Genomic DNA, 12,084 nt, shown 5'->3' on the forward strand with positions numbered 1-12,084 from the left:
ACCTCTTTACTTTCTTCTCTTTCATTATAACGTTAAAAAATAGAATCACAAACGATTTCCCATTATTCGACGTTTTGGATTTGCTCACGGATTTTTTCTAGGATCGTTTTCATTTGAACCACAATATTTTTGATTTCAATTGGGCTAGATTTAGATCCAATCGTATTAACTTCACGGTTCATCTCCTGCATCAGAAAATCTAATTCTCGGCCAACAGGTTCTGATTGGCACAATAATTCTTGTAGTTTGTCCACATGTATCGCTAAACGATCTAATTCTTCATGAATATCGCCTTTTTCCAGCAAAATCGCAAGTTCTGTCAGTAGACGAGCTTCGTCTACTTGTTCACCTAACCAAGCATTTAGTTTTGCTTCAAATTTTTCACGGTAATCCTTTTCATAGATTTTCACAAATCCGGCTAATTCATGAACCAAATCGATGAACTCTTGACTATATCCAGTCAAAACTTGCTGGATTTTTTGACCTTCCTGCAGACGGCTGGCATCAATGCGTTCAACCGCATTTCTAACAGAATCTAAAACGAGGTCGCCAAAGGTTTCATCAGATTCTTGTTTCTCAGTCACTTCAACATAATCTGAATTATTCAGTAGTTGGTTGATATTTTGCCCAGGATTAAATTCTGATTGAGGATAATTAGCTGTCAGCTCTTGCTTAATCTCACCCAATAATTGATGGATCAGCTCCCAATGTACTTGCACTTCCTTGTTGCCACTGCCCGTTTGCTTGATATTGATGTAGGCTTCGATCCGACCACGTTGTAGCGTTTCTTTCATCAATTGACGGATAGCCATTTCATACGGATTGACTTCTTTAGGCATTCGTAATTGGATATCTAAAAAGCGCTGATTGACACTTTTGATCTCGACATCGATTTGATACGTGTCATTTAAAAATGTTTCTTTTCCAAAACCAGTCATACTTTTCATTGACAGGGTGTCCTCTCTACATTGATTTTATTGCTTTAGATAATATCTCAAATTCTTCGTTTGTTAAGGTGATCCCTTTGCCCATCTTTTCATGATCGGCCGACCAGTCTCTTAAATCAAATTTTGGCGGACGCCCATTCCAACTAACTAAATTAAATTCTTTACGCCACCCTTGAGTATTTTCCGATAAAACTGCGATTTCTTCTACGATTTCATATGAAAAATCTTGTGCCATTATTGATCCACTCCTTGTAATATAAATTCTTTCATTAAAATTTGTAGCGCCTGAGCTGGTAATTTATCCAGTAAAAAAGCGATACGTTGCGGTTTCTCTTTTTCATCTGAATCCAGTAAATTGTTCATTAATGCTAACTGTTGTTTATCAGAAAGTAAAAAGTAATCTTCATAGTATTTCTTCAACCATTCTTGAACAGAAATCATCCCAATGTTCTCTACTAAATTCGTTTTGACATGGTTACTTTGTTGTAAAAGCGCCACTAATTCTTGCATCGTATACAGTCTAGAAGCTGAAATTTCCTGAGTCTTTGCTAACAGCTCAACTAAAACCATCCCGACATTTTCGGTATACACCCTGTCTCTATATATTCTACGCAATTTTTTACAGATTTTATTTTTCTGCTCTGCCGTATGCCATAGTTCAATTTGATACGTCTGTTTAACAAAGGTAAAAAATGCTTGTTGAAATACCTCTAAACTACTGATTGTCTCATCAAATGTATACCAATAGCCAAGATATTTTCGCCCGATGACTTTCATTGTTTCTAAATAGCCTAATTGAATATTTTTTGTTGAACGAGCACCATCAAATAATAGTACAGCTCCCATACTCCATGGTGTCTGTAGCGTCAAACAACTAGTTGTTGCTGGTATTTTTACTGGTTTGGTGATGCCTGGCCCTTTCACATCCACAATAATGCACTCAGTTGCATCACTACGCAACGCAATGTCTACGGGAATATTATTACGATAGCCGCCGTCCACATAGTATTTGTCAGCAATTTTCGTTGCCGCCATAGCTGGAAAAAAGGAAGCCGATGCCAATAACCAATTTTGCCATTGATCACTCGGACAGGTATTGAAATGAATATTTTTTTCCATCATATTGGGCAGCTCTGTTGTGACCAAATAAAAATCAGCTGTGACCTGCTGCATTTTTTCTTGTGAAAAAGTGTCGTGGATCAGTTTTTGCAATGGCTCTGTTGAAACACCATTTGATTGGATCGCATTCACAGTAAATGAGCCAATTTGACTCATCATTCCTCCTAATGTATCACCAGATGTTGTTGATACTGGGAAAGATAGAATTTTTTGTGTATCAATCTTCTCCCACATATCTTTAGCTGCCTCAAAATCATCTTGTAGAACCAGCGCGCCATTCAGTGCACCAACTGACGTCCCTGTGATGATCTTGATTGGAATAGCTAATTCTTTCAATGCTTGCCAAACACCGATTTGATAGGCACCTCTAGCACCTCCACCGCCTAAAACTAAGGCCGTTCGATAGGAAAAACATTTACTAGCTACTTTATTTTCTGTCACCGTATACCCGTATTTTATAAACACTTCTTGTAAATATAGGGGCAATGATTGTGGAAAAACAAATGTGCTGTTCAGCTGAAAAGTCTGCTTAAAAAATAGATCTATCGCTAAAAAAACTGATCTCCAACTGATTTTTCCGGTTTCTAAAATCAACAGATTCGTTATTTTTCCTATTTCAACTGTTAAAAATAAATAAGGATTCTTACCTTTATAGATCACATAAGCTGTACTTTCATTGTCACGTACTTTTTTTCTAAAAACTTGCCTTGCTAATGTATGTGTCTCATAAAAAGGGAATAATTGGATACTATTAGATACTTGTTTAGAAAAATCCGACCACTCTGAAGCAATCATTTCTTCACTTCTCATTACAAACACCTCCATCTGTTCAAGTATACCAAAATTTCTCGAAAATTACTTTTTATTAAAAATATACAAAAAGCGTACCTTTTTATTCGCTTTTCACGTAAAATAGATGTGGTATACTTTTTATAGAATTACATAGAAATCAGCTATGATAGATTGATCGATAATAATAAACCCTCGTTTAAAACAAAATCAAACAATTACAACGATCAAATCTTAACAAACCTAGAAAATCCCACTAGAGTTTTCTAACAAAATCTCTATTTTCTGACAAAAAGTACTAAAATCTGTTAGAATACACTGACTACCTTTCAGAAAATATAAAAGTAGTTATAGAAAATAAATTGGATATACTCATCTCCAAAACGTTATATCCAATAAAGCCAACCAAAATAAAATCTATTGTCTTGAATTAAGGATGGCTATCCTGTTTTCCGACCAAATAAGGAATAATTCAAGGTTACATGGTTAACGTTTATTGAAAAAACCTACACAGTGAGATTAATGATAAAGGATGTTTATATGAAAACCAGAACTATTTTACTGAAAATCTGCTCGTTCTTATTAGTCATGGGCTACTTTTCAGGTATTTTAACTGCAACCGGCGCTTATGCTGCAGAAGATATTCTAACAATCACCCAAAATGCCGGCTATCAAACAAATGAATTTTATAAGCCAAAAGCTTCGATCGTCATTGAAGCTCAAACTGGTCAAGTTCTTTGGGAAGACAATCCTGATTTAAAATGGAACCCGGCTAGTATCGCTAAACTGATGTCTGTCTACCTTGTTTTTGAAGCACTTGAGCAAGGTAAATTTACGTTAGATACAACGGTCAAAGCAACAGATAACGACCAAGCGATTTCACAGATTTATGAGTTAAGTAACAATTCAATCGTTTCAGGTGTCGACTATCCCGTTCGTGACCTACTCTACGCGACACTTGTCCAGTCATCAAATGTTGCCACCGTCATGCTAGCGAACCTTGTAACTGCTCATGATGAATCCAAGTTTATTCATATGATGAATGACAAAGCTAAAGAACTTGGCATGACCAACTCAACCTTTTATAATTGTAGCGGAGCTGAAACGGGTGCTTTTAACGGCTATTATAAACCAGAAGGAATCGACCAAAATGCAGACAACGTAACCACTGCTCGTGATTTAGCTATTTTATCTTATCATTTATTGAAAAACTATCCGGATACCGTGAAGTATACAAGTCCCGTCCAGATCACGATCATGGAAAATACGCCTTATGCTGAAGTCCTAGAAAATCATAATTATTCCTTGCCTGGTCTTGCTTATGGTTATGAAGGTGCCGATGGCTTAAAAACTGGTTCAAGCCCAACTGGCGGCTTCAACTATGCTGCTACTGCCAAACGCGAAGATACACGCTTGATTGAAATTGTCTTAGGTGTTGGCGATTGGGAAGACCAAGAAGGCGAACTTCAGCGCCACGCATTTGGTAATGCTATTTTTGATCGTGCTTTTGCTACTTATGAATACAAACAACTACTTGCTACAGGAAATCATACGATCAACAAAGAAGAAGTGATCTTGGATCAAGACTTTTATGGCGTTATTCAAAAAAATACCGAACCTGTCTTCACATTATCAACTGACAAACTAACGATGGACAATGGACTTGCCCAAGTTTCTCCAACCATCAAAGTGCCAAGTGTTTCATTTAAATATGCAAAAAAATTGAGAGCTCTACAAAACGGGACTTTCCTTCAAAATACTAAGAAAAAGAACGGTTTATCGACCTTTTTCGTTAATGGCTTACTGATTATCTTAGGTCTTTTAGTCATAGCCTTATCCAAACTATTTAAAAAAGAAACCACTGGAACGACCAAATTCAGCCCTATTTTGGCTCTAGGTGTCTTACTGATTCTCGCAGGAATTGCTTTAAGCATCTATACAATCGTCATCGGTCCATGGTTTTAATTGAATAACAAAGATAAACAGCCCCTGCTCGTAGGCGGCTGTTTTTTTGGCTCCCCCCGTTCAACTTTTTGTGGTTAACTCTTTGAGTAACCAGTGCTTGATTTGACTTCCAGATAAAGTAAGGTCTTATCAAAAATTGTTACTCTTGAAACAACATTAGCTGAGACTTTGAACGAAGAATATTAGTTAGAACTAGACCTTTAAGTGATAAATGCATAAAAAGCATATTTTTATGAAGTTCACACAAATTTGGGTAAGAAAATTTAGTATTAGTCTTTAGTATTTGGGGTAATTATTTATTTTTCTTTAGTTGTTTGATTTCTTTTTCGATTTGATCGATTTGTTTGCCTAAAGCCTTTTGTTCATTTTTATCGCGAGATACTTTTTTCTTGTTAATCAATTCTTGTTTTTCTTGGATCAATGCAGCGATTTTTGATGCTGTATCTTCACCTGGAGTTGATGGTGTTGTTGTGTTACCAGTTGAACCACCTGTTGATCCACCTTTTTTCAATGCTTGGATTTCGCGTTCGATTTCACCGATACGAATGCCTAAAGCTTTTTGTTCTTGTGGATTACGTCTAACTTTTTTCTTGTTGATCACTTCTTGTTTTTCTTGGATCAATGCGTTGATTTTTGCAGTGTTATCTACAAGTTGAGCTGAGTTAGCATGTACTTGCGTAGCGGTTACTAAAAATCCTGTTCCTCCGATTGATAAAGCTAAACCAGCAACTACTGCACCTTTTACAAATTTGTTCATTATAAATTCCTCCAATTTATTTTTTGTTCGAATACTACTGTTTATATAATAATAGTTCCGATACACAAATTATACCCACAGTTCTCTATAAAGTAAACTATTATTTTATAAATAGTAGAATCAAAATTTTATACACCTGTCGAAATTTATGAAAAAGAGTGATTTATCAAGGGATACAGCTGCTTATTTTCTCAAAAATAATTTATAGAAAATAAAAAAATCTAACTTTTTTACTCATAAGTGAGTAGAAAAGTTAGATTTTTTCTCTAAATTTTGTCTAATTACTCTTTACATTGATCCTTTAAATACATCAGCATTTTTCACAAAATAGTCAACACCTGAATAAATTGTGAACAGTAAGCAAATATAAAGCATAATTTGATCTACAGGAAAACCAATAGCTGCAAACGGAATATTGTTGATAAATAATAAAATGATCGCAACCATTTGTGTTGCCGTTTTGACTTTACCTGGCCAAGCTGCGGCCATTACTTCGCCGCCTTCAACTAATAGTAAACGCAACCCAGTAACAGCAAGCTCTCTACATACAATGATTGCTACTACCCAAGTTGGCACTTTTTGTTGCCCTACTAAAACGATAAATGCTGTCATTACCAACATTTTATCTGCTAATGGATCTGCAAATTTACCGAAGTTTGTCACTAGCCCTCGTGCACGTGCGATTTTTCCATCTAACCAGTCAGTAAAACTTGCAACTGCGAAAATAATTGCGCCAACTAGTTGAGTGACTGCTAGTGATGTCCCTGCTATGGTTAGTGTGCCCCAGTCCATTGGAATGCTAACGACAGCAATAAAAATCGGGATCATGAATATTCTAATAACGGTTAATTTATTTGGTAAGTTCAATGCCTGTTGCCCCTCTCTTTTCCTACTCATTTTACGTTATCTCATAGAAGGTGTCACGAAAAAAGATTTTTTTGCACCTAAATGATGTTTAAGTAAATGAAAGAAACTCTCAATAAATAAGTGAGAAAAACACAGGGAACGACCATTCATTGTTCATCACCTATTTTTCTCACTCATCTCTATCTATAAACGTAGTTTTATTGTGGTTGTTGAGACTGTGTTGATTGTTCTGATTGTGCATATGCAAGAGCCATATTGATATTTCTTAACCCAATTCCTGTATTGTTAGGATTAAACTCCGCTTTTTGACCGTCTAATTTGAATTCCATGTACTCAGAAGCACCTAAACTAACAACAACTTGCGCAGTTCCTGCTGGAATTTCAACAGATTTAGGTTGTCCAGGCTGAATCGTTTCTTGATAAAAATAGCCGTTGTCATTATTAGCAGCTGTTGCAATATAAACACCCACCCAACAAGGTCCCGTCACAGCATTAAATTCAAGCTTAGCAGGAGAAGCTAAATTAGTCGCGTTCATATTCACCGTTGGACCAGACTCACTAACAAAACTGACTTCTGCAGGTGCTTTCGGTTCTGATGAAGAACTTGAGCTTGAAGACTCCGTTGTACTTGATGCAGGAGCTTGGCTTGACGCAGAACTCGATGTTGACTCAGATTCTCTAATGATTTCAGAAGCTGGCGGCTGAATCATCGGGCTTGTTTGCCGATCTTGCCATGTAATATAAAAAACAACAATTGCAATTGCTAATCCAATCAAAGAAAAAATAATCGCAGGCAAACTACGCATAAAACGTTTCGTTTGGTTGTTTTCATCATACACTTGGGTTCTTGATTCATCCAAGGTTTGATATTGGATTGCTGTCTCTATGTCTTCTGGTTCTTCTATTCCATCATAAATCTCTACTAACTCGTTGCCGTCTAATCCAACTGCACTTGCATATTGACGAATAAACGCACGTACATAAAATGTTCCTGGCATAGAATCAAAATCATTCTCTTCGATGGCTATCAAATAGCGCTTTTGTGTTTTAGTAATTTGCTGCAGTTCGTCTAATGACATATTGCGTTGCAGTCGTGCATCTCTTAATTTTTTTCCTATATTTACGCTGGCCACTCGTCCATCTTCTCCAGTCTTTCTAATTTATAAGTTTAGCTTGATTGAATCAAGCTGTTATTGCAGTAATCATGTTTCTCTCTTAATCTAGTATTCTCTAGCTATCATTAGTTTATGTAAAACCTTTGAGTAAAAAATAACCGATCTTCTAATAGGCAATTACTCAAAATACTGGAAGATTTACTTTACTTAACTCATCTAAGCATACCATAAAAAATTCCCAATGAGGATAACATTTTTGAAAGTTTGTCATTAAATATCGGACTTTTTTTGATTCTGATAATAGTAGCTTGAGCAAGTCTTGAATACTTAGCTAAAACTTAGCAGCAATCGCTCAACTACTTGCTCTCACATACTATTCAATCTACTTTTTAGGATACATATAAAAGCGGCTTAACCCAGCTTGATTGATCAAGGTTTGTGCCAAATTTTTCACATCAGATAATTGGACACTTTCAATCACTTCAGGTGTGTCAAACAAAGTTGTTTCTCCATAGAGCGATTGTGAAAATTGATTTGCGATATATTCTAGTGAATTTAACGATTGGAAATATTTTCCAATCATCTTTTTCTTCAATAATGACAAGTTTTCTTCGGTTACTTCCAAACTCTCATTGGCTGTCAATAAAATCTCTTCGATCCGTTCAGCTAACACTTCTGGTTGATCGCTATCGCCACCAAAATCCGCAAAGTGGAAACTACGGTCCAAATTAAATTCATAGCCGAAACTATCATCCAATAAACCTTCGTTATATAAATTTAAGTAATTTTGTGACGTATTGCCAAATAACAATTGGAACAATAAATTAGCGGTTATTTTATATTTAAGTAATTCTTTTCCATCTGTTGGAACTTCGTCCAAGCCTTTTAAGCCTACAATGACTTTAGAACGGCTTATGGCCATTTCCAAAGAGCTTTCTTTAATGATATCTGCAGCTGTTTCTTTAGGAAAATGACGTTTGATCGGTTCAGCTTTCGTAAAGGTTTTAGCCGCTTGATTATCACGAATAAAGGTCATCATAGCTTCCGGATCCATCTTGCCGACAACAAATAAAGTCATGTTGCTAGGATGGTAAAAGGTATTGTAGCAAGTATACAAATCTTCTGCAGTGATTTCACCAATACTTTCCACCGTTCCTGCAATATCAATATGCAACGGATGTTTGGGATATAAATTGCCTAGTGTCCCAAAAAATAAGCGCCAGTTAGAATCATCTAAATACATTTGGATTTCTTGTCCGATGATTCCTTTTTCTTTATCTACTGTTTCTTTTGTAAAGTAAGGTTCTTGAACAAAATTAATCAAGGTTTCCAAATTTTTTTCTACTTGGTCAGTCGTTGAAAAGAGATAGCTCGTTTTAGTAAAACTTGTAAATGCGTTCGCCGAAGCTCCTTGGCGACCAAATTGTTGAAAAACATCACCATCTTCTTTTTCAAACATTTTATGTTCTAAAAAATGAGCAATCCCATCTGGGACTTTCACAAAATCTTTTGCACCAATCGGCACAAATTCATTGTCGATCGAACCATAATTAGTCGTAAACAAGCCATACGTTTTGTTGTATTCTGCTTTAGGCAACAAATAAACAGTTAAGCCGTTTTCTAGGACTTCTGTATATAGGACTTCGTTGATTTGCGGATATTCTTTTTTATGCATCGGCTTTTTCTCCTTCCAAAAAGAAAATGGCTTGTAGTTGCACTAACTTGGCAACTCGCTGAACATCAGCTAATGTGACAGCTTCCATCCGGCGGATCCATTCATCATCTTTTAAACGAAGGTGCGGAATCAAATCGTTCAAATATTCATTCTCTAAAACAGCTCCCGCATTATCTAAAGACAGTAAATATTGATTTTTCAGCATAGCTTTCGTTTGTTCAATCTCTAAATCTGTCACGTTTCCTTGTCGGATATTTTCTAGTTCTACAGAAATCAAGCGTAAAACTTGGTTACGATTTTTGCCATCAATACCTGTTTGAACACTTAAAAACCCTCGGAAAGTGTCAATACTGCTTGATGCATAATAAGCTAAATTTTCTTTTTCACGGACATTCATAAATAATTTAGAATGAGGAAATCCGCCAAATACACCATTGAAAATCTGCAAGGCAAAATAGTTCTCGTCTCCATAATATACGTCGGTATGATAGCCTAAGTTTAATTTGGACTGCGCTAACGTTTCTTGTTCTGAACGTTCTTCGATCACATTTCGTGATGGCTGCGTATAGAAAATATCTGCAATACCAGAAGCACGGTCCTCAAATGGTAACTTGCTGAATAGTGCTGTAACTTGTGCTTCATCCACATCACCAAGAACAAAAATATCTACTTGATCTTCTTGTAGCATTTGTTGATGATAAGCAGCAATCGTTTCAGCCGTTTCAGCTTCTAAATCAGCAATAATTCCAAAACTCGGGACTTTTTGATCTTCAGAACGACCAAAATATAGATTTTGTAAGGCTAATGAAGAATAGACTTGCTTATCCTCTGAAATGCTTTCATAATAAGCTTTTAAATTTTCTTTCTCCCGTTGAAACGTTTCAGCTTCAAACTTCCCATCAATAATGTTAGGGTAAAATAAAATTTCTTTCACAAAGTCAGCAGCGTCTGCTAAAACATGACTGTTGTCTAAATACTTATCATTGACCAAGTTCATTGAAAGGTTTAACCAGTGTAAATTGCCTTTTTTGTTGACATTGATCCCAAAGCTAGCTCCGTACAATTCAGCTAATTTTTCACTAAGCTTCACTTGATCTGGGTAATTTAAGCTATTTGTTTCCAGTAAACTGGACAAAAGCGTCCGTTTCGTAATCGTTTCTTTATTCAAACGCGTATTAAAACGAACCAAAATACGTACCGTTTTATATTTTTCTGTTGGAACAACATGTAAGTTGACTCCTTGTGCTAATGTGATCGGCATCTTGTCAGCTCCTCTTTGCTCTTCATCATAATAAAGCCTGATATAAAATACAATCATCCGGCCATTTTTAAATGTTTTTTTAAGGTTTTCTACATCCATTTAATTATAGCACAGCTCAACTGTCTTTCCTTGTGGTAAGAGTCTTTCATTTCAATTTTTTTTACTTTTTCTGTATACTGGATTTGAGAAAGGGAGGTTAGACTTATGATCAAAGAATTTAAAGAATTTATTATGCGTGGAAATGTGCTTGATTTAGCAGTTGGGGTTGTGATTGGTTCTGCTTTTACAGCGATCGTGACACAAATCGTTAATGGTTTGATTACACCACTCGTTAGCTTAGTCTTCGTATTGACTACTGGAGAAAAAAGCGCAGATGATGCACTCGGTGCATTAGTTTTTCATGTGAAAGGCGTAGCGTTCAACATTGGCGATGTCATTAGTGCACTTATTACATTTTTAATTACCGCTTTTGTTTTGTTCCTGATTGTCAAAGCTGTTAACAAAATGAAGAAAACACCAGAAGCTGCAGAAGAGGAAGTTAGTGGTCCTACAACAGATGACTTATTAGAACAAATCCGTGATTTGTTAGCGGCGCAAAATACTGCGAAAGCAACTGGTGTCATGAAAGAAACTACTGAAAACACTAAAGAGTAACATTGATCAACACAAACAAACTTAACTCTTCCTATAAATGCTTTCGCATTGTTAGGAAGAGTTTTTTTGATATGAAATAACGAAAAGATCGGATTATCTTGCTTTGAAACGTATCCCCTTACGTAGTCATTATTGTATACCAAATTTATACATTACAATTAGGAGAGAAAATGGTACGGGGGAAAGTTGGGCTAAAGATAGTTATCCTATCTACGTATTGATTTTTGTTTTTTTCGTTGGAGAAGTAATTTTGAAAAGTAGCTACCCACGTGTGGGAACTCTTATTTTTAATTGCGCTATCGGTTTTGCACTCCTAAAAGGCGGCTGGCAATTGAACTTAAAGGTAAGTTGGCTCGCTCGAGTTGTATTTTTATTAGGTGTACTTTGGCTTGGATATTTATTTCTACATTATGTAACTGCGTTTAATGACCCACAGTTTTAGTTGCTATTTTAATAAAAAAAGTTGATCTTCAATTTCATGAAGATCAACTTTTTTTATTTAGCTTCTCCTCATTTCTACATGAGGAATATCATCTTCTAGGTATACTTCAGAAACCTCTTCAAACCCAAAAGCACCATAAAAATCTGTAAGATGCGCTTGAGCCCCAATGATTATTGGTCGCTCTGGATAATTATCTTTTATTACTTTTAATGTTTCTTCTAGAAGCTTATTCCCTAATTTTTTCCCACGATAAACTGGATTGATCAATACTCTGCCAAAGGTCACTGTATCACCTTTATCTATGATCCGGGTATAACCAACAATTTCTGATCCTTCTTGTAGCCAAGTATGCCATGCTTGTTCATCCGCATCATCCACCTCTTGATAAGGACAATTTTGTTCAACTACAAAAACAGCAATTCTCAGTTTCACTATTTCAAAAAATTCTTTCGTTGTTAGTTCTGTAAACTTTTTCGCGTGATAATCCATCCTG

11 protein-coding genes are annotated in these 12,084 nt (G+C 35.9%); 2 read left to right on the plus strand and 9 right to left on the minus strand.

The window, feature by feature from the left end:
- Positions 1-62: 62 nt before the first annotated feature.
- The 3 genes from A5866_RS10160 to A5866_RS10170 are packed head-to-tail and all read right to left on the minus strand — an operon-like array spanning position 63 to position 2,876.
- Positions 63-947 (minus strand): YicC/YloC family endoribonuclease, encoded by an 885-nt coding sequence (locus tag A5866_RS10160; protein WP_086277931.1) that lies wholly within the window; start codon positions 945-947, stop codon positions 63-65.
- A gap of 16 nt (positions 948-963) precedes the next feature.
- Positions 964-1,182, minus strand: coding sequence for a YdbC family protein (locus tag A5866_RS10165; RefSeq protein ID WP_086277929.1), 219 nt, complete (start codon positions 1,180-1,182; stop codon positions 964-966).
- A complete protein-coding gene (locus A5866_RS10170; protein WP_086445493.1) occupies positions 1,182-2,876 on the minus strand; it encodes a patatin-like phospholipase family protein in 1,695 nt (564 codons plus the stop codon). The genes A5866_RS10165 and A5866_RS10170 overlap by 1 nt, the downstream gene beginning before the upstream one ends.
- Positions 2,877-3,395: 519 nt before the next feature.
- Between A5866_RS10170 and A5866_RS10175 the strand changes: the two genes are divergently transcribed.
- Positions 3,396-4,820 carry a DUF1958 domain-containing protein gene (locus tag A5866_RS10175; RefSeq protein WP_086277925.1) on the plus strand — a complete coding sequence of 475 codons (1,425 nt, stop codon included), beginning with the start codon at positions 3,396-3,398 and terminating at the stop codon, positions 4,818-4,820.
- 292 nt (positions 4,821-5,112) lie between these two features.
- Here A5866_RS10175 and A5866_RS10180 read toward each other — a convergent pair whose 3' ends face one another.
- The 5 genes from A5866_RS10180 to yfmF form a co-directional block, all read right to left on the minus strand.
- Complete coding sequence (locus A5866_RS10180) at positions 5,113-5,577, minus strand: hypothetical protein (protein WP_086445492.1); 465 nt, start codon at positions 5,575-5,577, stop codon at positions 5,113-5,115.
- 288 nt (positions 5,578-5,865) lie between these two features.
- Entirely contained in the window at positions 5,866-6,444 is a 579-nt protein-coding gene (pgsA, locus tag A5866_RS10185; protein WP_086445559.1) for a CDP-diacylglycerol--glycerol-3-phosphate 3-phosphatidyltransferase, read from the minus strand.
- Between the two features lie 197 nt (positions 6,445-6,641).
- Entirely contained in the window at positions 6,642-7,577 is a 936-nt protein-coding gene (locus tag A5866_RS10190; protein ID WP_086445491.1) for a helix-turn-helix domain-containing protein, read from the minus strand.
- A gap of 364 nt (positions 7,578-7,941) precedes the next feature.
- A complete protein-coding gene (yfmH, locus tag A5866_RS10195) occupies positions 7,942-9,234 on the minus strand; it encodes an EF-P 5-aminopentanol modification-associated protein YfmH (protein WP_086445490.1) in 1,293 nt (430 codons plus the stop codon).
- Positions 9,227-10,495, minus strand: a complete 1,269-nt coding sequence (yfmF, locus tag A5866_RS10200; protein ID WP_086445558.1) for an EF-P 5-aminopentanol modification-associated protein YfmF — start codon at positions 10,493-10,495, stop codon at positions 9,227-9,229. The genes yfmH and yfmF overlap by 8 nt, the downstream gene beginning before the upstream one ends.
- A 204-nt stretch (positions 10,496-10,699) precedes the next feature.
- On the opposite strand from yfmF, the gene mscL reads away from it, so the two are divergent.
- Positions 10,700-11,149 carry a large conductance mechanosensitive channel protein MscL gene (gene mscL / locus A5866_RS10205; RefSeq protein ID WP_086445489.1) on the plus strand — a complete coding sequence of 150 codons (450 nt, stop codon included), beginning with the start codon at positions 10,700-10,702 and terminating at the stop codon, positions 11,147-11,149.
- A gap of 499 nt (positions 11,150-11,648) precedes the next feature.
- Here mscL and A5866_RS10210 read toward each other — a convergent pair whose 3' ends face one another.
- Positions 11,649-12,080 carry a GNAT family N-acetyltransferase gene (locus A5866_RS10210; RefSeq protein ID WP_086277910.1) on the minus strand — a complete coding sequence of 144 codons (432 nt, stop codon included), beginning with the start codon at positions 12,078-12,080 and terminating at the stop codon, positions 11,649-11,651.
- Positions 12,081-12,084 lie beyond the last annotated feature (4 nt).

The organism is Enterococcus sp. 12C11_DIV0727 (genome assembly GCF_002148425.2).
In the GTDB taxonomy this organism is placed as follows: domain Bacteria; phylum Bacillota; class Bacilli; order Lactobacillales; family Enterococcaceae; genus Enterococcus_L; species Enterococcus_L lemimoniae.

Coding starts and splice junctions, on each gene's coding strand:
- A5866_RS10160 (WP_086277931.1), bottom strand. CDS start 947: ATGAAAAGTATGACTGGTTTTGGAAAAGAAACATTTTTAAATGACACG.
- A5866_RS10165 (WP_086277929.1), bottom strand. CDS start 1,182: ATGGCACAAGATTTTTCATATGAAATCGTAGAAGAAATCGCAGTTTTA.
- A5866_RS10170 (WP_086445493.1), bottom strand. CDS start 2,876: ATGAGAAGTGAAGAAATGATTGCTTCAGAGTGGTCGGATTTTTCTAAA.
- A5866_RS10175 (WP_086277925.1), top strand. CDS start 3,396: ATGAAAACCAGAACTATTTTACTGAAAATCTGCTCGTTCTTATTAGTC.
- A5866_RS10180 (WP_086445492.1), bottom strand. CDS start 5,577: ATGAACAAATTTGTAAAAGGTGCAGTAGTTGCTGGTTTAGCTTTATCA.
- yfmH (WP_086445490.1), bottom strand. CDS start 9,234: ATGCATAAAAAAGAATATCCGCAAATCAACGAAGTCCTATATACAGAA.
- yfmF (WP_086445558.1), bottom strand. CDS start 10,495: ATGCCGATCACATTAGCACAAGGAGTCAACTTACATGTTGTTCCAACA.
- mscL (WP_086445489.1), top strand. CDS start 10,700: ATGATCAAAGAATTTAAAGAATTTATTATGCGTGGAAATGTGCTTGAT.
- A5866_RS10210 (WP_086277910.1), bottom strand. CDS start 12,080: ATGGATTATCACGCGAAAAAGTTTACAGAACTAACAACGAAAGAATTT.